General features: G+C 47.8%; 22 protein-coding genes and 1 other RNA gene. 13 read left to right on the plus strand and 10 right to left on the minus strand.

Going from position 1 to position 23,962, the window contains the following annotated elements:
• Positions 1–40: 40 nt before the first annotated feature.
• On the minus strand, positions 41–604 hold the full coding sequence (locus tag ACLHR0_RS23540) for a methyltransferase family protein (protein WP_436489973.1): 564 nt from the start codon (positions 602–604) through the stop codon (positions 41–43).
• Positions 605–699: 95 nt separating this feature from the next.
• Here ACLHR0_RS23540 and trxA point away from each other — a divergent pair, with 95 nt between their 5' ends.
• The gene (gene trxA / locus ACLHR0_RS23545; RefSeq protein WP_370910318.1) at positions 700–996 is read left to right on the plus strand and encodes a thioredoxin; all 297 of its coding nucleotides are present in this window, start codon (positions 700–702) and stop codon (positions 994–996) included.
• 141 nt (positions 997–1,137) lie between these two features.
• Here the strand turns inward: trxA and ACLHR0_RS23550 are convergent, their stop codons facing one another.
• The 4 genes from ACLHR0_RS23550 to fbaA form a co-directional block, all read right to left on the minus strand.
• Entirely contained in the window at positions 1,138–2,289 is a 1,152-nt protein-coding gene (locus tag ACLHR0_RS23550) for a hypothetical protein (RefSeq protein ID WP_436489975.1), read from the minus strand.
• Between the two features lie 46 nt (positions 2,290–2,335).
• Positions 2,336–2,773, minus strand: coding sequence for an SsrA-binding protein SmpB (gene smpB, locus ACLHR0_RS23555; protein WP_079467455.1), 438 nt, complete (start codon positions 2,771–2,773; stop codon positions 2,336–2,338).
• A 101-nt stretch (positions 2,774–2,874) separates the two neighbouring features.
• Entirely contained in the window at positions 2,875–3,723 is an 849-nt protein-coding gene (accD, locus tag ACLHR0_RS23560; RefSeq protein WP_429047680.1) for an acetyl-CoA carboxylase, carboxyltransferase subunit beta, read from the minus strand.
• 202 nt (positions 3,724–3,925) lie between these two features.
• Entirely contained in the window at positions 3,926–4,993 is a 1,068-nt protein-coding gene (fbaA, locus tag ACLHR0_RS23565; protein WP_079467453.1) for a class II fructose-bisphosphate aldolase, read from the minus strand.
• A gap of 136 nt (positions 4,994–5,129) precedes the next feature.
• Here fbaA and ACLHR0_RS23570 point away from each other — a divergent pair, with 136 nt between their 5' ends.
• Positions 5,130–5,942 (plus strand): alpha/beta fold hydrolase, encoded by an 813-nt coding sequence (locus ACLHR0_RS23570; RefSeq protein ID WP_436489978.1) that lies wholly within the window; start codon positions 5,130–5,132, stop codon positions 5,940–5,942.
• Here ACLHR0_RS23570 and ACLHR0_RS23575 read toward each other — a convergent pair.
• The 3 genes from ACLHR0_RS23575 to ACLHR0_RS23585 all read right to left on the minus strand — a co-directional run bounded on the left by ACLHR0_RS23575 (position 5,939) and on the right by ACLHR0_RS23585 (position 8,589).
• Positions 5,939–6,376, minus strand: a complete 438-nt coding sequence (locus ACLHR0_RS23575; protein ID WP_370910323.1) for a ubiquinol-cytochrome c reductase iron-sulfur subunit — start codon at positions 6,374–6,376, stop codon at positions 5,939–5,941. The genes ACLHR0_RS23570 and ACLHR0_RS23575 overlap by 4 nt on opposite strands.
• Positions 6,377–6,444: 68 nt before the next feature.
• The gene (locus tag ACLHR0_RS23580; RefSeq protein ID WP_436489980.1) at positions 6,445–7,221 is read right to left on the minus strand and encodes a helical backbone metal receptor; all 777 of its coding nucleotides are present in this window, start codon (positions 7,219–7,221) and stop codon (positions 6,445–6,447) included.
• Positions 7,222–7,230: 9 nt separating this feature from the next.
• The gene (locus ACLHR0_RS23585) at positions 7,231–8,589 is read right to left on the minus strand and encodes a pyridoxal-phosphate dependent enzyme (RefSeq protein WP_429047686.1); all 1,359 of its coding nucleotides are present in this window, start codon (positions 8,587–8,589) and stop codon (positions 7,231–7,233) included.
• Positions 8,590–8,875: 286 nt separating this feature from the next.
• Here ACLHR0_RS23585 and bioD point away from each other — a divergent pair, with 286 nt between their 5' ends.
• The 10 genes from bioD (at position 8,876) to ACLHR0_RS23635 (ending at position 19,401) form a co-directional block, all read left to right on the plus strand.
• Positions 8,876–9,520 carry a dethiobiotin synthase gene (bioD, locus tag ACLHR0_RS23590; protein WP_436489982.1) on the plus strand — a complete coding sequence of 215 codons (645 nt, stop codon included), beginning with the start codon at positions 8,876–8,878 and terminating at the stop codon, positions 9,518–9,520.
• Positions 9,517–10,092, plus strand: coding sequence for a 5-formyltetrahydrofolate cyclo-ligase (locus ACLHR0_RS23595; protein WP_436489984.1), 576 nt, complete (start codon positions 9,517–9,519; stop codon positions 10,090–10,092). Before bioD ends, ACLHR0_RS23595 begins: the two co-directional genes overlap by 4 nt.
• 6 nt (positions 10,093–10,098) lie before the next feature.
• Complete coding sequence (lpxK, locus tag ACLHR0_RS23600) at positions 10,099–11,172, plus strand: tetraacyldisaccharide 4'-kinase (protein WP_429047691.1); 1,074 nt, start codon at positions 10,099–10,101, stop codon at positions 11,170–11,172.
• A gap of 12 nt (positions 11,173–11,184) precedes the next feature.
• The gene (gene rnr, locus ACLHR0_RS23605) at positions 11,185–14,136 is read left to right on the plus strand and encodes a ribonuclease R (protein WP_436489986.1); all 2,952 of its coding nucleotides are present in this window, start codon (positions 11,185–11,187) and stop codon (positions 14,134–14,136) included.
• A gap of 17 nt (positions 14,137–14,153) precedes the next feature.
• On the plus strand, positions 14,154–15,125 hold the full coding sequence (locus ACLHR0_RS23610; RefSeq protein ID WP_370910330.1) for a polyprenyl synthetase family protein: 972 nt from the start codon (positions 14,154–14,156) through the stop codon (positions 15,123–15,125).
• 57 nt (positions 15,126–15,182) lie between these two features.
• Positions 15,183–16,817 carry an amino acid permease gene (locus ACLHR0_RS23615; RefSeq protein WP_436489988.1) on the plus strand — a complete coding sequence of 545 codons (1,635 nt, stop codon included), beginning with the start codon at positions 15,183–15,185 and terminating at the stop codon, positions 16,815–16,817.
• Between the two features lie 47 nt (positions 16,818–16,864).
• Complete coding sequence (locus tag ACLHR0_RS23620; protein ID WP_370910332.1) at positions 16,865–17,329, plus strand: DoxX family protein; 465 nt, start codon at positions 16,865–16,867, stop codon at positions 17,327–17,329.
• A 144-nt stretch (positions 17,330–17,473) separates the two neighbouring features.
• Complete coding sequence (locus tag ACLHR0_RS23625) at positions 17,474–18,523, plus strand: Smr/MutS family protein (protein WP_429047697.1); 1,050 nt, start codon at positions 17,474–17,476, stop codon at positions 18,521–18,523.
• A gap of 25 nt (positions 18,524–18,548) precedes the next feature.
• Positions 18,549–18,923: RNase P RNA component class A (gene rnpB, locus ACLHR0_RS23630), an RNA gene on the plus strand.
• A 67-nt stretch (positions 18,924–18,990) separates the two neighbouring features.
• Positions 18,991–19,401, plus strand: a complete 411-nt coding sequence (locus tag ACLHR0_RS23635) for a DUF4870 domain-containing protein (protein WP_370910334.1) — start codon at positions 18,991–18,993, stop codon at positions 19,399–19,401.
• Between the two features lie 68 nt (positions 19,402–19,469).
• On the opposite strand, the gene ACLHR0_RS23640 is transcribed toward ACLHR0_RS23635, so the two are convergent.
• A complete protein-coding gene (locus ACLHR0_RS23640) occupies positions 19,470–21,164 on the minus strand; it encodes a S8 family peptidase (protein WP_429047699.1) in 1,695 nt (564 codons plus the stop codon).
• A 358-nt stretch (positions 21,165–21,522) separates the two neighbouring features.
• Between ACLHR0_RS23640 and ACLHR0_RS23645 the strand changes: the two genes are divergently transcribed.
• A complete protein-coding gene (locus ACLHR0_RS23645) occupies positions 21,523–22,056 on the plus strand; it encodes a phosphoglycerate mutase family protein (protein WP_370910336.1) in 534 nt (177 codons plus the stop codon).
• 359 nt (positions 22,057–22,415) lie between these two features.
• On the opposite strand, the gene amaB is transcribed toward ACLHR0_RS23645, so the two are convergent.
• Positions 22,416–23,942 (minus strand): L-piperidine-6-carboxylate dehydrogenase, encoded by a 1,527-nt coding sequence (gene amaB / locus ACLHR0_RS23650; RefSeq protein ID WP_436489992.1) that lies wholly within the window; start codon positions 23,940–23,942, stop codon positions 22,416–22,418.
• Positions 23,943–23,962 lie beyond the last annotated feature (20 nt).

Here is a 23,962-nt window from a genome sequence, read left to right on the forward strand (position 1 = left end):
TTTTTTTATGCTTCTATATTTTTATCGTAAAAAGAAATTGCTAATAGATCCAGGGAATAACCCGGCTGGTATGTTTCATATAGTTGGTGTATTCTTCTCCAAACTGTTCGCTCAGTACTTTTTCTTCTATGTTCATCCGGTAAGCAAATGCTATAAAAACCGGGATGAACACGATGGCTAATCCCAGCCAGTTGTTCTGCGATAACCCGAATCCCAGGAAAGATAACAGGGAACCGGCATAGGAGGGATGCCGTAATATGCTGTACAGTCCATCCTTTTTAATGTGATGGTCTTTCCGGATCGTTACATTTACGGTGAACAACCTGCCCAGCTGCGCAATGGCCACAAAGCGAAACACCATTCCCAGCAGTATAACGCTAAGGCCTATACGATTCATATCCGGGCCGGGAAGAATAGGGTAAGCTGTTTTTGCAGATACCAATACGGAAATATTGATGAACACAATGATCACGATCCAGATAAACGCCAGGCTGCCCTGGTCCTTTTTCTTCTTGTCTTCTTTGTCCTTGCCGCGGAGAATGCGGTGCAGCAGAATCTCAGACAGGAACCAGGCAAAATAGATAATAGTGGATAGCACGTTCATATGCAAATAAATAAGACGGGTTATATTGGTAATATATGTTATATTTTCTGATTTTCAAAAAGTCGTAATTTGTGATTGGAATTAAAACTTGTGCTATGGAAAACCTTCAGGCAATACTCGCTTCATCAACCCCGGTACTGATCGATTGTTTTGCCACCTGGTGTGGTCCCTGCCAGATGGTGCCGCCTATCCTGAAAGAAGTAAAGGATAAAATGGGGGAACAGATCAGGATCATCAAGATAGATATAGACAGAAACCAGCAACTGGCCGCTCAATGGCAGATTGCCAGCGTACCTACTTTGTTGCTTTTCCGGGAAGGGAAACTGATCTGGCGGCAGAGTGGGGTAGTGCCAGCACACCAGCTGATACCGCTGCTAAAGCAAAAGATATAATCTTCATTACTTCATGGATACTTCATCCATGCCTAAAACCTGCGTATACTATGGACCATCCATGCACTTCTCATGCACTTCTCATGGACTCCTCATGCACTATCCATGCACTATCCATGCACTATCTATACACTATGTCCCTTAAATCCTGTTGTAAAAACTCTGCAGATCCCCTGCCAGCTGATCATAAATAGGCCGGGTAAATTCCATAAATAAGTCTGTAGGCGGCGGTGGCGGCATATCCCGTCCTCCCATCAGCTGCTTGTCCTCATCGCTGAGGGCCCTTTCGTCGCCTTTAAAGGTACCAAACTGGTTGAGCCAGGTATAGCTGCCGGGGATGCGGTCGGTGCGCAGTAATTGCCCGTTGCCGGTATTGGTGATGCGGTAATCCAGTAACCCTTTCGATACCACCGTTTTTTTAGTGATAAAAAGTGTGGCCTTCACCGTTTTGTAGATATTGAACTCCTTACCGGTGGAGTCTTTCGTGGTACCAACCACAATTTCTTTTGAAACATCGCGCTGGATACGGTCTACATATGTTTGACCTACCACGAAGTCAAAAAAGCGCAGTTCAATATATTCATCGGGGCGGAGATTTTCATTACGAACCACCCGTTCGTCGTAAAACTGCACAAATTGGTTGATACTGCGCTGCTGAAGGTTGCGCACCAGGTAGTCGCGGAACTGATCGGCGCTGAACTGGTAATAAGGTGAGCGTACTTCAATTTCACTGACCACCACATTGATCACGCCCATCTGGTAAGCCTCATCCCGCCGTTGCTTGGTATCCCGGTAATCGGGGATCAGCTTCAGTGCGGCATTAAATTCATCAAAGGCCAGGCGTGCACTGGCTTTATCGCCTCTATCCAGCAAAGCCATGCCCCGGTCGTATCGCATTTCTGCGGCGTTTTCCTGGGCGCCGGTGATCGCATCGCGGTAGTCCTTCGGCTGCACCAGTTTAAGTGCCGCCGGGGAGCTGTGAATGGCATTGTAGAGCGTTTGCAAAGCCCTGTACTCATTCCGTATATTTTCCCACTTGAGTTGATTATTAGAGCGAAGGTATCCGTTAACGCGGTCTTCCCGCACCAGTTGCGCCTGTTTATAGGCGTCCGGCAGCATCCGCGTGGCGGTGGCATCCTGCGGTTTACGTTGCAGCTTTTTTACAAAAGCGGTAACCGCTTCGTCGTATCTGCCTTTATTGTATAATTTTTCACCTGATTTACAGGAGAGAATACAGGTGTAGAGAAGGATGGCGGTAATGCTCAGTAACGGCCTGAATGCTAGTTTTTTCAATGGGGAACTGTTTTATAAGGATATGCTTTGCCTGCCGGGGCTATGTTTATTTAAATTGTCGTCTGAGCTCCCTGTCTGCTTCCCTGGCCTTGATAGAGTCGCGTTTGTCGTGAAGCTTTTTACCTTTACCGATACCAATTTCCATTTTTGCCAGGCTCTTATCGGTAATAAACATGCGAAGTGGTACAATGGTGTAGCCACGTTCTTTCATCTTGTTTTCCATCTTTCTCAGTTCCCGCTTGGTAAGCAGCAGCTTGCGTTCCCGCAGCGGATCATGATTGGAGGAGGTACCATGCGAGTATTCTGCGATGTGCAGGCTCTTCACGTATAATTCTCCTTTGGAAAAATAGCAGAAAGAATCATTAAAGCTCACCTTGCCGGCGCGGATCGATTTGATCTCCGTACCCAGCAATACCATCCCGGCAATAAATTTATCTTCTATTGCGTACTCAAAATATGCCGATCTGTTCTTTAACTCTGCCATTTGCGCTTTAATATGGGCTGTTAGTTTTTAGCCTTCAATTGTTAGCAGATGCAGGAAAGATCCATGCCCGTACTAACAATTGAAGGCTAAAAGCTGTTTTTCTAATTTTTGAAGATGGTCAGCAAACCTGCCAACCTTGTCTTAAGTTCTTTTCTATCCATGATGAAATCCAGGAAGCCATGTTCCAGCAGGAACTCAGCGCTCTGGAAACCAGCGGGGAGGTCTTTTTTAATCGTTTCTTTAATGATCCTGGGACCTGCAAACCCGATGAGCGCGCCTGGTTCAGCAATGTTGAGGTCGCCCAGCATTGCGTAAGAGGCGGTTACACCACCGGTGGTGGGGTCAGTCATTAAAGAGATGTAGGGGAGTCTTGCATCCGCCAGCTGCGTGAGCTTGGCCGATGTTTTCGCCATCTGCATCAGGGAGAAGGCACTTTCCATCATACGGGCGCCTCCTGATTTGGAGATGACCATCAGCGGCATCTTGTGCAGTATGCAGTAGTCGATAGAACGGGCTATCTTTTCACCTACTACAGAGCCCATAGAACCCCCGATAAAGTTAAAATCCATACAGGCTACTACCAGGTCGTTTCCCAGCACCTTGCCGGCTCCTACGGTCATCGCGTCTTTCAGCCCGGATTTCTTCTGCGCATCCTTCAGCCTGTCGGCGTAAGGTTTCAGATCCTTGAATCCCAGGAAGTCGGTCGGGTATATATTTGGGAACAGTTCCTCGAACTGATTGTTATCAAATATGATCTCAAAATACTCTGCAGAGTTAATACGGTTGTGATAATTACACTTATCGCAAACATAGTAATGCTCTTTCAGATCCTTTACGGTGGTGGTTTTTTTACAGTTAGGACACTTGTGCCACAAACCATCCGGTGCTTCTTTCTTTTCACTGGTGGTGGTAGAGATGCCTTGTTTAATTCGCTTAAACCAGCTTGACATATTTTACTATTAGATTAGAAAATAGTGGTGCAAGATACGAATTATCGCATAAAGCCAAAAACATATAGGGAAAAGTATAAAGTTTAAGTCAAAAAGCAAAAAGCCATTGTAGCGGAGATAATAACATATACATATAATATATGATCACTTTTATCTCCGTTACAACAGCTTTTTGCCTTTATATCTTAAGCTGAATGCTTAATTATGCGTTCCTGTTAATACAGTTCAGATCCCTGAATGCTTCTTCCAGGCGCTTAACAAAGGTTTCTTCGCCTTTGCGCAGCCATACGCGCGGATCGTAGTATTTTTTATTTGGCTTGTCAGCACCTTCGGGGTTACCCAGCTGTCCCTGCAGGTAATCTTTCTTGGCTTCGTAGAAATCGTGAATACCTTCCCAGAATGCCCACTGCATATCGGTATCGATGTTCATTTTGATAACGCCGTAACCCAGTGCTTCTGTGATCTGGTGCTTTGGAGAACCGCTACCACCGTGGAATACATAGTAAACAGGTTTAGCTGCAGTTTTATATTTCTCCTGGATGAATTCCTGGCTGTTATGCAGGATTACCGGACGGAGTTCCACATTACCTGGTGAGTATACGCCATGAACGTTACCGAAAGCAGCAGCTACCGTGAAACGGGGCCCTACTTTTGATAAAATTTCATACGCATAAGCTACTTCTTCAGGCTGGGTATACAGCTTGGAGTTGTCCACACCGGAGTTGTCCACGCCGTCTTCCTCACCACCGGTTACGCCCAGTTCGATTTCGATGGACATACCCAGTTTGTTCATTCTCTCAAAATATTTATGAGAAATTTCAATGTTCTCTGCAATTGGTTCTTCGGAAAGATCCAGCATGTGAGAGCTGTACAGCGGTTGACCGGTTTGTTTAAAGAACTGCTCACCTGCATCCAGCAAACCGTCGATCCATGGCAACCATTTTTTAGCAGCATGGTCGGTATGCAGTACCACCGGAACACCGTAATATTTAGCTACTTCATGTACGTGTTTAGCACCGGAAACGCCACCTGCAATGTTCGCCTGCAGCTTGTCGTTCGGCATGCCTTTACCGGCAAAAAATTGTGCACCACCGTTAGAAAACTGAATAATAACCGGTGAATTTACTTTAGCAGCTGTTTCCAGTACCGCATTCACGGAGTTAGTTCCCACAACATTTACGGCAGGCATAGCAAATCCGTTGTCTTTGGCATCGTTATACAGCGCATCCAGCTCTTCGCCGAATAATACGCCAGCTCTGTATTTTCCCATACTCTGATATGTGTTTTATTTTTTAGGAAAGCAAATATAAGGAGTTAAATAGAAGATTTATAGCGAAAAGTAAGCGCTTACGTATTAATTCTACCAACAGAAAAATGTATTTTAACCGATCTCAATCCGGTTTTGTATGAAACTATTTCTGTTTTTCATCGCAGGTATATTCCTGAAAGTGTCTGCTGCTGGTGCATTTACAGCCAATGTTGCGGACTCCCTGCTATATTATACCTCCTTCGACAGCACCCGTATTCATTATACCATTGCAGGTACCGGCGCCCCGGTATTATTGGTGCACGGTTTTATTGTGAACGGGGATTCCTGGAAGAAAACAGCTTTGTACGACTCCCTGCTGGCGCATGGGTATCAGGTGATCACCCTCGATCTGAGGGGAAATGGCGCGTCGGATCATCCGCACGACAGCCTCGCTTATCTTAATGATGCGGAAACAAAAGATATTATGGGACTCATGACCCATCTTAATATTAATAATTACCAGGTAGTGGGCTATTCAAGGGGCGCTATTATTGTTTCCCGCCTGCTGGTGCTGGACGCCAGGGTGCGCAGCGCCGTGATGGGCGGTATGGGTATGGCTTTTACAGATCCCGCATGGCCGCGCCGCCGGCAGTTTTACGAGGCGCTTTCGGGGAAAAACGTGCCGGAACTGGCTGCGATGGTTAAATATGTACAACAGTCCGGACTGGATCAGCGGGCCCTCGCCATGATGCAGCTGGGCCAGCCCTCTACTACACCACAGGAGCTGGCCGGCGTGCATCAGCCGGTATTGGTTATCGGTGGGGATAAAGACGAAGATAATGATACCGGAGGCTCTCTCGCGGCCATGATGCCGGCAGGAATGCACGGCACAGTAGCCGGAGATCATAATTCAGTAGTGCGCACGGTACCCTTTGCAGAATGGGTACTCGATTTTCTGCAAAAACATTAACTAACGCTGAGCACATTGCCATCTACCTTGATGGTGTAGGCCGTCAACGCAGCGGTAGCGGGCCCAGTATTCACCGCGCCGGTAGTGGTGTACCGGCTGCCATGACCGCAAGGCGCATTACATTCAATTAATTTGGACGAATTGTTAAAGGTGGCTACGGTACAGCCCTGGTGGGTGCAGGTACTGGAAAGGGCCGTGAAAGCCGCTGCAGTATTGCCGGAGCCTGTACGGATAATGATTACCCCGTTGGAGATCCTGAAATCGCCCACATTGGTGAGGTCACTGCCGAGGTTCAATGTTAGCTTTGCATTGCCGCCGCCGGGAGGTGTGGGGTCGGGATCATTACTGCCTCCCTTGCTGCAGGCAGCCAAACCGGCTGTACATACCAATGCCAGCGTTAATCCAATGTTGGAAACAAAATCTCTTCTTTCCATAAAATGCGTTTTAGTTGATCGTTATCCTGTTTACGCAAGTGAAAAGAAGAAAGTTGCCTCGGGAACATTTAATTTTCTATCACCGATTGAAAATAGGCGGGCGCCTCAGTTAAACGGCTGCCATACCAGGAAAACATTTCACCGTCTACCAGCTGGATTCGGGCGTCCGGCAAAACAGCCTGCAACTCCGCTATATGTTTTTCTTTGAAAGGATAAGGTTCAGACGAGAGCAACACCCTGCGGCACCCGCTGCTGGCCAGCTCAGCGGCGGTAACAGCCGGATAGCGGGGCAGGAGGCCAAATACATTATGGAACCCGCATAACTGCAACATCTGGTGTATGAAGGTGTCGCCACCGGCTACCATCCAGGGATCGCGCCAGATGAAATAAGCGGTGGGAACAGCCTCCGGAAGCGGGTGCAGCGATGCAAAGCCGGCTTTGATCTGTGAAACCAGATCAGCGGCCGCTTGCACCCGGTGGGTGATAGCGCCGATACCGGCAATCATGGCATAAGCATCTTCCAATGTCTGGATATTACTCACCCACACCCGGTAATCTTTCATCAGCAGCTCCACATCAGCGGCGAGGTTTTCTTCCTTATTGGCAATGATCAGATCCGGTGAAAGCTGCCGTATAATACCAGCGTGAATATTTTTGGTGCCACCCACCCGTGTTTTTTCCCTGAACCACGTTAACGGATGTACGCAGAATTTGGTAATACCCACCACTTCCTTTTCAAGTCCGAGGGAATATAACAACTCTGTTTGGGATGGCACCAGTGAAACAATCCGCTGTGGCGGATGTTCAATTGTTATCTGCCTGTTGAGCTGATCGGTAAATAACATGCGGTACTTTTATCTGCCCAATGCCTGTATAATATCGTATTTCGTAACAATGTGGTGATTGCCGCTGTCATCTTTTGTAAGTACGGCGCCGTTTTCCCGGTTGATATATACCGAAAGCTTTTCGATAGGCGTGTCCTGGCTTACCAGCGGGAACAATGGCTGCATTACCTGGCTTATCTGCGCATCTTTCAGGTTGGCATCATCGATCAGGCGGTTGAACAACCCGTTTTCGGAAATGGATCCAATCAGTTCCCCGCCCTGGTCTACAGGTATATGTTCGATGTCATATTTTTTCATCCGGGCAATGGCTTCACTTACTTTTTCATCAGCGCTGATGGTTACCAGTGGCTGGTTACGACGGCCATTCACTACATCTTTCACTGTTTTTACATCGAGGAAACCACGTTCCAGCATCCACTGGTCGTTATAGATTTTACCTACATAGCGGCTGCCATGATCATGAAAAATAACGACTACCACATCGGTTGGCTTCAGTCCTTCTTTCAGCTGCAACAGCCCGGCTATGGCTGATCCGGCGGAGTAGCCAACAAAAATACCTTCTTCTTTGGTGATGCGTCGCGCCATCACGGCAGCATCTTTATCCGTTACCTTTTCAAATTTGTCGATCACCTTCATATCATAATTCTCCGGCACAAAATCTTCCCCGATACCTTCTGTAATATAAGGATACACTTCGCTCATATCCAGCTCCCCGGTTTCAAAATACTTCTTCAGTAAGGAGCCATAACTGTCGATCGCCCATACTTTAATATCCGGATTTTTTTCTTTCAGGTATTTCCCGGTGCCGGTAACCGTACCACCGGTGCCGGTGGCCACTACCAGGTGGGTGATTTTACCGTCGGTTTGTTCCCATATTTCAGGACCGGTTTGTTCGTAATGCGCATCCCGGTTAGCCAGGTTATCATATTGATTCACATAAAATGAATTGGGGACTTCCGTGGCCAGTCTTTTAGACACAGAATAATAGGAGCGGGGATCTTCGGGTTCCACATTGGTAGGACAAACAATTACTTCGGCGCCTACCGCCTTCAGGATATCCACTTTTTCTTTGGATTGTTTATCGGTAGTGGTGAAAATACATTTGTATCCCCTGATAATGGCCGCCAGTGCCAGCCCCATACCTGTATTGCCGGAAGTGCCTTCAATGAGGGTACCGCCGGGTTTCAGTAATCCTTTCTCTTCCGCTACATCCACCATTTTCACCGCCATGCGGTCCTTAATAGAATTGCCGGGGTTAAAAAACTCCACCTTCGCCAGCACGGTGCAAGGCAGGGAAGCCGTTACGCGGTGCAACTTTACCATCGGGGTATTGCCTATCGTTTCAAGTATATTATCGCAGTATTTCATAAAAAATGAGGTTGTATGATTACGAAAATACGGAATTGCACCGATGCGAATGTTGTCTTTCTCAGGATTACGCGGATTTTGTCTTCCTCAGGATTACGCTGATTATACTGATTAGTTTGATTTTACTTTTTAGATTTTATAAGGATTTTAAATGATTTAAGTAGATCTAAGCGGATATACCCGCTTAGATCTACCTAAATCATTTAAAATCCAAAGTGATCAAATCCGTAAATCAATATAATCAGTGTAATCCTGAGGAAGACAACATTCGCGTATATTTGCGCCAATGAGCGAAAGGATTTTTATTACAGGAATAGGTACAGGCGTGGGTAAAACCACTACCGCTGCCTGTATCACGGAGGCACTAACGGCCGACTACTGGAAGCCGGTGCAAACGGGTTTGATGGAAGGCACAGATACAGATACGGTATTATCCCTGTTGTCAAATAAGGTGTCAGTTTGTCACCCGGAAGCGTGGCGGTTGCAGGCGCCTGCCTCTCCGCACCTGGCAGCACGGCTGGAGGACTGTACTATTGATGCGGAGCGTATCCTGGAGCTGGCGGACCAGTACCAGCCGGTTGACAGGCCAATGGTAATGGAAGGCGCCGGGGGACTGATGGTGCCGGTAAATGAAGAGCTGTTTACGCTGGACCTGATAGTGGCGCTGAAAGCCAGGGTGGTGATTGTAGCGCAGAATTACCTGGGCAGCATCAACCACTCGATGCTCACGGCAAGGATGCTGCAACATACAGGCGTGCCCGTTATCGGATGGGTGTTTGGCGGAGATTATCACAGCAATGAAGACGATGTGGTAAAGTGGAGCGGGTACCCGAAAATTGGCCGTATCCCGCTGACAGATACGGTAGATAAGGCATTCATTCAACAACAGGCACAGTTGTTGTCAGCCTCGCTGCATAGTTTACTGGCATGACCACTAAAAAGGATATACGAAAACATTTCCTGGAGCTGCGGCTTAACCTGGACGAACCCACCGCCCTCGCCCTGAATGAGCGGTTACTGGCGAATGCCCGTCAGCTTGACTACAGCAACGTCAGGAATGCGCATATCTTTCTTCCTATCTCTGAAAAAAAAGAAGTGGATACCTGGCCGCTGGTAAAATGGGGGAGAACCCAATGGCCGGAAATGGAATGGGTGCTTTCCCGCTCGGATATGAAAACCGGCGAGATGAATCATTATCTCTGGAAAACCAATACCGTACTGGTGAAAAACAGGTTCGGCATCCCGGAACCGGATCATGGGGAAGTGATATCACCGGAAAATATAGACCTTGTATTTGTACCTTTACTGGCTTTCGACCGGCAGGGGCAGCGGGTAGGATATGGCAAAGGTATGTACGACCGTTTTCTGAAACAATGCCGGCCGGATGTGCGTACCATCGGCCTGTCGCTGTTTGAACCCGTTCTGCAGATAGAAGACGTGGATTCGTGGGATGTGCCGTTGCATACGGTGGTGACCCCGGATCACATTTATCAATTTAAATAAACAACAGTGCTTAAATACCTGAATGTTCTTTTATATCCTTTTTCCCTGCTGTATGGCCTGGTGATGTGGTTGCGGAACCGGTTTTACGACAAAGGGCTGCTCACTGCAGTGGAATTTGATCTTCCTGTGATCGCCGCGGGCAACCTGTCGGTAGGCGGCACCGGGAAAACCCCGCATGTTGAATATATGATCCGCCTGCTGAAGGATCATCTGAAAGTTGCCACGCTCAGCCGGGGGTACAACCGCCGTACCAGCGGCTACATCCTGGCAGATGAAAGAAGCACTGCCGCCGATATCGGGGACGAACCCATGCAGTTTCACGATAAATTCCCGGATATCAAGGTCTGCGTAGGAGAAGAACGGATGCTGGCCATTCCGCAGCTGCTCGGAGATGAGCCCGATACCCAGGTGGTACTGCTCGATGATGCCTTCCAGCACCGCTCCATAAAGCCCGGTCTTAATATCATGATCACCGATTACAGCCGATTGTTTACCCGGGATCATGTAGTACCTTTTGGCCGTTTAAGGGAAGGCAGACAGGGATATCACCGGGCCGATTGTATTATTGTATCAAAGTGTCCGCCCGCCATGAGCACGGAAGAGAAGCTGGCCCTGGAAAAAGAAATTAAACCATTGCCACATCAGCGGCTCTTTTTCACTACCTTGCAATACGGCGCCTTGTCCGATATGATCACCCATCACCCGGTGGCCGTCCCTAAATCAGCAACCGTATTGCTGGCATGTGGTATAGCAAGGCCCGAACCATTGCTCGAAGAATTGAAACGACGTTACGAACAGGTATACCTCTTGTCTTTTCCCGATCATTATTATTATACGGAAAAGGATATACTAAAAATAAAAAAGGAATGCAGCGACCTGCCCGGCACAGAAAAGATTGTCATTACCACAGAAAAGGATGCGGTAAGATTACATCTGCTCAAAGGAATGCTGGCAGAACAAAACCTGCAGATGGCTGTTATTCCAGTAGAGATTGCATTCCTCTTCGGGGAAGCAGAATTATTTAATAACTTTATTTTTGACTACATAGGCCGGCACCTGCCAGCGCCCGGTCAACAATAACTTACGACTAACATGAGTAGAAAAAAGAAAAATAAAAAAGGCGGTAATCATAACCCTAACAACCCCCAACAAAGCCATAGCCAGAAGAAGACCTTTAAAGGCGTATTGGAAGTAACAAGGTCCGGAATGGCCTTTGTGATCGTGGATGGCCTTACAAAAGACATCATGGTGAAGCAGAAAAACCTGCATACCGCCCTCGATAAAGATGAAGTGCTGGTGGATGTATTGAAAGCAGCCCATAACGAAGGCCGCATGGAAGGCATCATAACGGACATCCTTAAACGAAATAAAACCGAATTCACCGGTACCCTGCAGGTCAGCAAAAGCTTTGCTTTCCTGATCCCTGAAAAGGGATTGTTTATGCCGGATATTTATATTCCCGCCAACTCCCTCGGAGAGGCTAAAAGCGGCGATAAAGCCGTGGTGAAAATAGTAGCCTGGGGAGAAAAATCCCGCAAGCCTGTAGGTGAAATCGTGGAAATCCTGGATGCCAGCGATACCAACGACCTGGCCATGAAGGAAATCCTTATAGAAGCAGGATTCCCGCTCAGTTTCCCTAAAGAAGTAATAGCAGAACTGGATACCATCCAGGAAAATATTTCTGAAGAAGAAGTAGGTAAACGGAAAGATATCCGCAAAATCCTTACCATGACCATCGACCCGGTGGATGCCAAAGATTTTGATGATGCCATCTCTATCCGCCTGCTGAAAAACGGTTTGTATGAACTGGGGGTGCATATTGCCGATGTAAGTCATTATGTACTGCCCGGCACCGAACTCGATAAAGAAGCGGATAAACGCGCTACCTCCGTATACCTGCCAGACCGCGTGTTGCCCATGCTGCCGGAAAAGATCTCCAATGAGCTTTGTTCCCTGCGGCCGCATGAAGACAAGCTCACCTTCTCCGCTATGTTCCAGATGAACGAAAAAGGAGAGGTGAAGCAACACTGGATCGGCCGCACCGTGATCCATTCGGATCACAGGTTTACCTACGAAGAAGTACAGGAAATTATAGAAGGCAAATCTGAGGGTCCGTATAAGAACGAAGTGATGCTGTTAAACCGCATTGCTCAAACTTTGCGCAAGCAACGTTTTGTACATGGCGCCATTAACTTCTCCTCGCAGGAAGTACGCTTTAAATTGGATGAAACCGGCAAGCCGATTGGCATTGTCATTAAGGAAAGTAAAGAAGCGCACCAGCTGATCGAGGAATTTATGCTGCTGGCCAACAAAACCATTGCGGCATACGTGGGCAAGCTGCGGATTAATAAACAGCCCATCCCGTTCCCTTATCGTGTGCATGATACGCCCGACCCGGAAAAGCTGAAAGTGTTCGCCCTGTTCGCCGGAAAATTCGGGTATAAGTTCGATCTCACCACACCGGAAAGCATCGCCAGCTCCTTCAATAAAATGCTGGCACAGGTAAAAGGCAAACCGGAGCAACCGGTACTGGAAACGCTGGGCATCCGTACAATGGCCAAAGCCATTTACACGGTGAATAATGTGGGGCACTATGGTCTTGGTTTTGAAGACTACTGTCATTTCACGTCCCCTATCCGCCGTTACCCCGATGTACTGGTACACCGTGTACTGGCTGAATGTCTTGCCAACAGCGTGCGTCCCGACAAGCAAATGGAGCAGAAATGCAAACACAGCTCTGAAATGGAACGCAAGGCAATGGAAGCTGAACGCGCCGGTAACAAATACAAACAGGTAGAATACATGCAGCAGTTCATTGGTCATACCTTCGATGGTGTGATCAGCGGTGTGGCGCATTTCGGCTTCTGGGTGGAAACAGTGGATACCAAGTGCGAAGGACTGATCAGCATTCACAATCTGAATAAAAGAGAAGAATTCCAATATAATGAAGGGGAGTATTCCCTGGTGGGCCAAAGCACCGGCCGCAAGTTTCGTATAGGCGAAAAAGTGAGCATCCGCGTAGTGGCTGCCAGCCTGGCCAAACGCCAGCTGGACTACGACCTGGAAGATGAACTGACCGGCACGGGCACACCTGCTGCTGCGCCATTCCAGCATAAACGCCGGGAAGACCGCCGCGATGATCGTAAAGGTGATCAGCGTCATGGTGATCGTCGTGACGACCGGAAAAAGAAGAAAGACAAACAACGTCCGTATAAACCCTGGGAACAGGAAGGGAAAGCGCCCCACAGAGCGCCGGAAGTATCGCTCGGCGAGCCTAAACCATTACCGGTTGTTGACCAGGTGATAGTGGAAACGCATGTGGTACCGGTAACACCGGATGTACCTGTAACGCCTGCTGTACCAGTAACACCGGTACCAGCACCTGTGCATAAAAAGAAGCCGAAGAAAGAAGTGGCGGAAGAAAAACCAGCTCCTGCACCGGTTGTTGAAAAAGAAGTGGTGAAGAAAACACCTGCACCAGCGCCCGCAGTTAAGGCGCCTGTGAAGAAAGCCGCTGCTAAACCTGCACCAGCAGCAAAGAAAGCAGTGCCCGCGAAGAAAGCTGCTGCTGAACCGGTAGCAAAGAAAGCAGTACCCGCGAAGAAAGCCGCTGCTAAACCGGCCGCAAAAAAAGCAGTACCGGCGAAGAAGGCCTCTGCTAAACCGGTAGCTAAGAAAGCAGTACCGGCGAAGAAAGCTGCTGCTAAACCGGCCGCAAAAAAAGCAGTACCGGCGAAGAAGGCCTCTGCTAAACCGGTAGCTAAGAAAGCAGTACCGGCAAAGAAAGCCGCTGCAAAACCAGTAGCTAAGAAAGCAGTACCGGCAAAGAAAGCTGCTGCAAAACCAGTAGCTAAGAAAGCAGTACCTGCGAAGAAGGCCGCTGCTAAGCCAGTAGCGAAGAAAGCGGTACCTGCGAAGAAAGCTGCTGCAAAACCGGTAGCTAAGAAAGCAGTACCCGCTAAGAAGGCAGCCGCTAAACCAGCCGCTAAAAAAGCCACTGCTAAAAAGGCCGCACCAGCAAAGAACAAAAAGAGTAAAAAATAAAACACGAGCCACCAGCAATGCATTCATTCAAAGATTTAACAGCACAGTTTAGTCAGCATTTTGAAAAACAACAGTTTCCGGAACAACCCAGTAAGTTATATAATGCAGCGTCCCACATCCTGGGAATAAGCGGAAAAAGAATCCGCCCTGTACTATGCCTGATGGGGAACGAGCTATTTGATAATCTGCGCCCGGATGCATTTGAGGTGGGCAGTGCGATAGAACTTTTTCATAATTTCACTTTATTGCATGATGATATCATGGATAAAGCGCCGATCCGCCGGGGTAAGCCTACCGTTCATACGGTATATGGCGAGCCGGCGGCGATCCTTGCCGGCGATGTAATGCTCATTTACGTATATGAACGCCTGAACAAAATAGAACCGCATTATAAACAAAAGATCATATCCGTATTTAATAAAGCCGCCATTGAAGTATGTGAAGGGCAGCAGCTCGACATGGACTTTGAAGGCATGGACCCCGAAAAGGTGCAGTACGATGATTATGTGCATATGATCGGATTGAAGACCTCCGTTTTACTTGCTGCCAGCCTGCAGCTGGGCGCCATCATTGGCGGCGCCGGCGAAGGCAACCAGCAGCACATTTATTCCTTTGGTAAAAATGTGGGTATTGCTTTCCAGATCCAGGACGACTACCTCGATGCATTTGGTGATCCTGAAAAATTCGGAAAGCAGCAGGGAGGGGATATCCTCGTCAATAAAAAAACATTCCTGCTCCTGAAAGCGCTGGAACTGTGCAACCCGGAACAACGTGCAGAATTGAAAATGCTCATGGAAACATCACCCGCCGATAAAGTAGAACGGGTGCTGGCATTATTCCGCAGCTGTAAAGTGGATGAATGGGCGGAGAAGGAAAAAGAACGCTTCCAGCAACTGGCGTTCCAGAGTCTGGATAACGTGGCGGTGCTGTCTAACCGCAAGGCAGCGCTGATGGAAGTGGCTAACTACCTCTTAAACCGTCAGCAATAAGGTTCGTATTTAAATTCGCATTATATTCGCGCTCGTCTAAACGTAATTCCTTAGCCAATGTCGTCAAACTCGCTGTTTCGGAAAAAATCACTTACTGCCATTATTAAAGATGCCAAAGACGGTTTGTCGGATGGTCATGAAACAGGGGGAATGAATAAGGTGTTGAAGGTGAAAGACCTTACTGCTATGGGAATTGCGGCGGTTATCGGAGCCGGGATCTTTTCCACTATCGGGGAAGCTTCCTTCCACGGCGGACCAGGCGTTTCCCTGCTCTTCGTTATTACCGCAGTTACCTGCGGATTCTCAGCCCTGTGCTATGCAGAATTTGCGTCCCGTGTACCGGTATCCGGCAGCGCCTATACATACTCCTACGTTACTTTCGGAGAACTGGCTGCCTGGGTGATCGGCTGGGCGCTGATCCTGGAATACGCCATTGGCAATATCGCCGTAGCCATTTCATGGAGCGGCTACTTCAACAACCTGTTAAGTGGTATCGGCCTCAGTTTACCCGATTGGCTGGCCAGCAATTACGACAGTGCCACGCCGGAAACCATTGCGGCAGCACCGCATATTGCCGGCATACCCTTCATCGTGAACCTCCCTGCCTTCCTCATCGTACTGCTGGTAACCTATCTGGCGTATGTAGGTATCCAGGAAAGTAAGAAAAGCGCCAACTTTATGGTAGCCCTGAAGATCCTGGTGATCCTGTTTGTGATTGTGGTAGGCTTTTTTTACGTAAATAAGGCCAATTGGCACCCTTTTATGCCCAACGGCTTCTCAGGTGTGCTAAAGGGGGTATCGGCCGTATTTTTTGCTTATATCGGCTTTGACGCTGTGAGCACCACTGCCGAAGAGTGTGCTAATCCACAGCGGGATCTGCCCAAAGGCATGATCTATTCCCTGATCATCTGTACGGTATTATATATCCTGATCTCATTGGTGCTCACCGGTATGGTGCCGTATTATAATTTAAAGGTAAATGATCCCCTGGCATATGTCTTCACACAGGTAAACCTGCCCTGGATCAGTTATCTTATTTCTGTAAGCGCCGTGGTGGCTACTACCAGCGTACTGCTGGTATTCCAGATCGGCCAGCCGCGCATCTGGATGAGCATGAGCCGCGACGGCCTGCTGCCAAAACGCTTCAGCAAAATACATCCCCGGTTTAAAACACCTTCTTTCGCTACCATCATCACCGGTTTCCTGGTAGGTATCCCGGCGCTTTTCCTGAACCTCACCATCGTTACGGACCTGACCAGCATTGGTACCCTGTTTGCCTTTATCCTGGTATGCGGGGGCGTACTCATTCTGCCAAGAGAGGAAAAATCAGTGGTAAAACGGTTTCAGCTGCCATATATCAACGGGCAGTTCATTGTGCCCGGCATCGTGGTGCTGCTCGTTTTCCTGTTCAGCAAAGAAATCATGGCAAAGCTCTCCCCCGCAGGCGGCTGGGAGGTATGGAAACATAATATCCCCTTCTACATATTTGTGGTGGTTACCATCGCCCTTTCCTACTTCTCGCTCACCCGCAAGCTCTCCCTGATACCGGTTTTGGGGATGCTCAGCTGTTTTTACCTGATGACAGAAATCGCCCTTAAAAACTGGATCGTTTTTTCTGTTTGGCTGGCGGTAGGCTTAACCATTTACTTCCTCTACAGCTATACCAACAGCAAGCTGGCCACGAAAGCGTAAATCTTCGTAACTTCAGGGTAGCTCTTTGATCTTAAAATTTATATTTTATGAACATGCTACAACGGGTTGAACACTGGGGTGACACACATCACCCAAATTGGCTGAGTGTGGTTCGCATTCTGCTGGGGATATTTATTATGTATGTAGGCATCCGGTTTGTACAGGACAGGGACGCGCTGATTTCCATGATTAATCAAAACCCGGCTTTGGCCACACTGTCCATATTCCTGGGACATTATGTTGTATTTGCACACACGGTAGGTGGGCTATTCATTGCGATGGGACTGTTCACCAGGATCGCCGCATTCCTGAATATTCCCGTATTGCTGGGTGCTGTATTTTTTGTTCATTCTCCCACCGGGCTGTTTACAGTATACCCCGTAATGGGCATCTCCTTACTGGTGCTGTTCCTGCTGATCGTTTTCCTGATTGAAGGCAGTGGCCGCATTTCGGTAGATGACTACATGCGGCGGCATCCTGAAAAAGCAAGGTCCAGGAAGTACGCGGAATAACTTTTCTTCATATAGCCGTGCAGGTGAGTGTTACCATTTTTAATGGCAATAAGGAGCCATGTCTCCGCCGGATCCGGCAAATCTTCAAATCTCTTCCACGCATATCCCTTCAATATTCTATTTTTGCAGTTGAAGAATGCAATTATGAAATACCAAAAAGGCGACAACATCTTGTTGTTGAGTTCAAAAGAAGAAGGAACGGTTGTTGACATTGTGAATGATAATATGGTCATGATAGAGGTGAAAGGAACGTCTTTTCCGGTGTACCTGGATCAGATCGACTTTCCCTATTTCCATCGTTTTACCCAGCAGAAACTGGTCAAGGAAAAGCCCAAACTAATTCCCGGCGACGAAATCAAGGTAGACAGAAGCAAGTATGAAGTGTTTAAAACAGATAAGGGAATGTTCCTGTCTGTTTTGCCGGTATACCAGATGGATGGATATGATGAAACCGTGAAGCTGATGAAGTTTCACCTGTTTAATGATACGCCGCATGCGATGCGTTTTTATTTCCAGATATGGCTGAATAACCAGCTGGACCTGGAAATCAAGAATGAAATACATCCTTATAATCACTTTTATCTCGCTGATCTCATCTTCGAATCACTGAATGATAATCCGCGGTTTGAGTTTACCTTTTTCCTGAAGGAGCCACAGCCCAAGCTGGCCACTTCTGTAAAGAAAACCTGGAAGATCAAGCCAAAACAGATGTTTGTGCAGCTGGAGCAGCTGCGTACCAAAGCAGAAGCTACCATCACTTACCCGCTGTTCGATAAATTTCCGGAGAAAGAACCCGAGCCGCCGGCGCCGGCAGAACAACCGAAAAAGAAGGCGCCTGTTACTACTATTGGCGGCGGAAACTTCGCCAGCCTGTTAAGTAAAATACAGCTGCAGCCCGAAACATCGCTGGAGCCTAAGCACGAAGTAGATCTGCACATCGAAGCACTTGAGAAAAACTGGAAAGGGCTGAGCAATATTGCCATCCTTGCTATCCAGCTCAATGCTTTCCAACGTTACCTGGAACTGGCTATCAGTCATCATCAGCACAACCTGATCGTGATTCATGGTATCGGAAAGGGAAAGCTCAAAGACGAAATACACCAGATCCTGAAACAAACGCCGGAAGTAGCCAGCTTTGTGAATCAATATCACGCCAAATACGGCTATGGGGCTACAGAAATAACGTTTAGGTAATATTTTTATTTACCTTCGCGCTTCAACTACAAACCGTGCTATCGTTCCGCTAACTTGTTGGCGGGAAGGAAAGTCCGGACAGCGCAGAGCAACGCACCACCTAACGGGTGGGGCCTGGTGCAAACCGGGAACAGCAAGTGCCACAGAAAATAACCGTCCGCTTCGGCAGATAAGGGTGAAAATGTGGGGTAAGAGCCCACGGTGCAGGCAGGTAACTGTTTGTACGGGTAAACCTTGCGTGCTGAAATGCCATGTATACGGTCGATTGAGGGCTGCTCGCCCGATGACCGAGGGTAGGCAGATACAGACAACGTGCGAACGTTGTCGCAGATAAATGATAGCAGTCTGTCCCGGCTTGCCGGGGCAGAAACAGAATCCGGCTTACAGGTTTGTAGTTTTTTTTCTTCTCTTTTTTGATATCCTAAAATAAGCTGTTAACTTCCCGCATTATATTTAATCTATATTTTATGAATCAGAAAGATGAACGAACCTGGGGAGCGCTTGTTCACCTGGGAGGAATTATCGGGATGCTGATATTACCTACCGTCGGCAACATCCTTGGAGTACTGATCTTTTGGCTTATCAAAAAGAACGAATCTGCTTTTGTAGACAGCCAGGGCAAAGAAGCCATCAATTTCCAGATCACATTGAGCATCGCTGCGGTCATTGTAAACCTGGTCAATAATATTGTTACCGGTTTTTGGTCGCTCACCAGCTTCTGGCGCCATGCAAGAGGAGATTTTTATAACGCCTGGGGCTGGACAAACCTGCTCGGTGTATTATGGCTGCTGAATGTTATCTTTAGCATTATTGCTGCCACAAAAGCCAGCAATGGCCAGTCTTACAAGTATCCGCTGAGCGTTCGTCTCGTAAAGTAATTGTATAAAAAAAGGGCGGGAATTTTATCTTATAAAGATAAAATTCCCGCCCTTTTTTATATACTGAATCAGTTCTTTTTGATGGCTTTTACTTTTGCCTTGTGCTGTTTTTTACCTTTCACATTTTCGCCTTTAACAGTAGCCGCCAGCTTTAATGCTTCATAGGCATTGATCATTCCACCGGTGATGGACAGATCCGAAAAATTTACTTTTTCATCCGCAGCACCTGGTTTATTTACTTCCGTAATACCAGGTAATGGTGTGGCGCTTTTTTCCAGCACATATTTCAACTGCTTTGCACTGAGCTCAGGATAATAGGAGAGTACCAATGCTGCTACACCTGCTACTACAGGGCTGGCCATGCTGGTACCACTGGCGCTGCCGTATTTGTTGCCACCGGGAATGGTGGAGTAAATTTGTACACCGGGAGCAAAAAGATCCACGCTTTTCTTACCATAGTTGGAGAAAGGTGCCACCTTATCATTGCCCAGGCCGGTATTGCTGGCGCCTACAGTGATGACGTTGGAAGCAACCGTGCCATCCAGGTAATTCGGGTTGGGATAGTTGGCAACAGAGTCGTTGTTGCTGCCGTCATTACCTGCTGCATGTACCAATAAAACGCCCTTTTCTTCTGCATATTTAAAAGCCGCATCCACCCAGTCTTTATGAGGTGAAAACGGTTTACCAAAGCTCATATTGATGATCTGTGCGCCATTATCAACCGCATAACGAATGGCGAGGGCTACATCTTTATCTCTTTCATCGCCATCAGGAACGGCTTTTACCGCCATGATGCGCACATTATCGGCGATGCCATCCATGCCTACACCGTTGTTCCTGGCCGCCGCGATGATACCGGAAACGTGCGTGCCATGGAAACCAAAGGTGCCCATCACATCGTTGTTGCCGTATTTGTTGTCATTGATGTCGTCGAGGTTGTCGCCTACAATCCTTTCCCTGTTGGCATTTGGCGCTACTTCTGTGCTTTCTGCCTTACGCTTCAGTTCATTCATGTACTCATCAAACTCCATTTTGAACTCGCCGAAAGTGGCTGGTTCATCACCGGCGCTTTTCAGCAAACGGCTCATGAAATTACGTGCCAGCAGTACATCCTGGTTAGTCGTTTGAATGCTGTCCAGCTGCGCTACATTGAAATCATCCTTACCCAGGTAGGTTTTCAGGATAGATTCACATTTATTCACGTTTTCCTGGAGCTTCGACATGCTTTTGTATTGCATCTTGAACTGGGAATTAGGCTTCTCCACTTTCGATTGCAACTGCTGCCAGATGGCATATTCTTTGGAATCCTTTGCGAGTGCGGAATCCGGGTTGCCATAAAGGTTTTTATAGCGGTAGTATTCGCGGGCGGCTTCTTCAGAGTCTTCTTTCAGGCTGCTGCCGTCTTTGCCACCCAGGAAGTTCCAGCCATGAATATCGTCCACATAGCCGTTGTGATCGTCATCCTTGCCATTACCGGGGATTTCACGGGTATTGGTCCACAGGATACTTTTCAGATCCTCATGGGTAGTGTCAATACCAGAGTCGATCACCGCCACAATAACGGGCGTACTTTTCTTCCCTTTTAACAATTCCTTGTAGGCTTTTTCCGTTGACGTACCCAGTATACTGTCGGTATCGTAACTCAGTAACTGCCAGTTTTTAGGTATCTGGGGTTTACTCTGCGCTGTAGTATTTGTTGTAAATGCAGTCATCAATGCAACACACCCTGCCAGGACTGCAACCTCTCGGCTTAACAATTTCATGTTCAATAATTTTCCCTATAAAAAACAACTAAAAATATCATGATGATAAGATTAAAGGTATAGAAAAAGCGGTATAACATTAAATATTAATGATAAACGCGCTATATATTGGTTGATTGGGAGATTGAATGGGTTTCTGCCCATTCCGGGCCGCCTTTTTCCGCAGGCCATTGTTACCGGTTACTTATCCTGATTTGCTTGCCAGCCATAGCTGGTAACCACCTGTCACAATCCCTTTTGTAATTGTTGTCAGCCGTCTTAGCTTTAACCTGTTCTTATTCCTCATACCCCTCATCCGCCAGATCTACGTTCGGGATTTTTACAGGTATCGTATTTCATTTACTTAAATTTACCAATCATGTTAAAAGCTGTTCTCATGGCCACTTTGCTGGCTACCGGCACACCTGTGTCTGCCGCTGAACCTGAAGTAACCACACTCATTTTTGTGAATGCTGCGGAAATGGAATCATCACCATCAGCAGATCCCGGTTTGAGCACCACCGGGCAGGAACAGGCCAGCCAGCTGGCATCTTCCCTGGAAGGAATGGAAATTTCCGCTATCTACACTACCTATCTGAACCGTGCTGTGCAAACGGTGACACCGCTCTCTAAAGCCCACCAGCAACAGCTGGACTACTTCCGGTTAAACGGCGATCCGGAGCAAACAACCGCCACCCTTAAAGACATGATAAAGAAAAATAAGGGCAAAACAATTGTTATTTGCAGCGTTCCTGAAAATATTACTGCTATGTTGCAGCATGCGGGTGTAAAGGGCAAAATCATGAAAACACTGTATGATAAAGGATCCGGGCAGGTTTTAGTAGTGAAACACAGTGGTAATAATGCGGCAGTAGCACAAAAGTTGAATATGAATATTCAAAAAAAAGTCTAATATTTATATCCGGAAGAGTTTCTAATGGCTTCCCGCCATTTCTAACTTTTCTCATAAGCATGGTTTCCGTTTAACGAAAAGCGGGGTTCTCTAACCTCGCTACTATTTTTAAAACCTTGCCGCCGTCGGTGTATGTAGAGAAAAGCAACGCAGGTTGCAAAACATTTTTGACACGTAGTTATTTTATCAACCGCTTTTAAAAATCTGATCGGGTAGCATCTCCTGTCACGAAAATTAAAAGCTCCGGGGCAAGCGCCTCGGAGCTGGATGATCCGGAAAAATTTACAGTAAATATATTGTTGTCAGCTATCCGTTTTCAGGTATTTGTACCTGCAAAACAGATAGCTGATTTATTATTATCAGAGATCAAATTTGATGCCCTGTGCCAGTGGGAGACTGTTGGAGTAGTTGATGGTATTGGTTTGCCGGCGCATGTAAGCTCTCCACGCGTCGGAACCGCTTTCACGGCCGCCGCCCGTTTCTTTTTCACCACCGAAAGCGCCACCTATTTCAGCGCCTGATGTGCCGATATTTACATTGGCAATGCCACAGTCAGATCCGGCATTGGAAAGGAACTGTTCTGCCTCGCGGAGGTTCAGCGTCATGATGGCGGAGGAAAGTCCCTGGGGCACATCATTCTGCATGGCAATGGCTTCGGCCAGTGTGGCGTATTTCATTACATACAAAATGGGCGCAAAGGTTTCGTGCTGTACAATATCGTAGGTGTTTTCCACCGCTGCAATGCAGGGTTTTACATAGCATCCGGATTCATAACCCGGACCGGATAATACACCGCCTTCCACCAGGAAGGAACCGCCCTGCTGCTTTACCTGTTCTATTGAGTTGAGATACGCATCCACAGCGGCTTTGTCGATCAGCGGGCCTACGTGGTTGTGTTGATCCAGCGGATTACCGATACGCAACTGCGAGTAAGCTTTTACCAGCCTTGCGGTAAACGCATCATACACGCTTTCGTGGATGATGAGCCGGCGGGTAGAAGTACAGCGCTGCCCGGCGGTACCCACGGCGCCAAACACAGCGCCAATAAGCGACATATCCAGGTCGGCATCCTGCGTAATAATGATGGCATTATTGCCGCCAAGTTCGAGCAGGGAACGCCCCAAACGCTCGCCTACGGCAGCACCTACGGCTTTGCCCATCCGGGTGGACCCGGTGGCCGAAACGAGCGGAATCCGCTTGTCGTGTGCCATCCATTCACCTGCATCACGCTGACCGGTTACCAGGCAGCAAACGCCTTCCGGTACTTTGTTGGCGGCAAATACACTGGCCGCAATATGTTGACAGGCCAACGCTGTCACCGGCGTTTTTTCAGATGGCTTCCAGATACACACGTTGCCGCAAACCCATGCCAGCATGGCGTTCCAGCTCCATACTGCTACCGGGAAGTTAAAGGCGGAAATAATACCGGTAATACCCAGCGGATGCCATTGCTCATACATCCGGTGCCCCGGCCGCTCGGAGTGCATCGTTAAGCCGTGCAGCTGCCTCGACAGGCCCACTGCAAAGTCGCAGATGTCGATCATCTCCTGCACTTCTCCATATCCTTCCTGCAAACTCTTTCCCATCTCATAGGAAACAAGTTTGCCAAGATGTTCTTTATGTTCACGGAGCGCTACCCCGATTTGCCGTACGATTTCGCCTCTTTTTGGGGCCGGCCATGTACGCCATTCTTGGAAAGCTTCCTGGGCCACGGCTACCACCTGGTCATAATCTTCCCGGCTGGCGCTTCTGACAGTAATAATCTTCTTATTATTTACCGGCGAAACTGAGGTAATTTCCTCCCCGTGAGCCGGCAACCAGTGCGTGCCCGTACTGATACCACTTTGTGCCGCAGTGATGCCAAATGCTTTTAAGATGTCTTCCATTGTTGGTGTATTAATAAACT

It is taken from the genome of Chitinophaga sp. ARDCPP14 (assembly GCF_051362515.1).
Taxonomy (GTDB): Bacteria; Bacteroidota; Bacteroidia; order Chitinophagales; family Chitinophagaceae; genus Chitinophaga.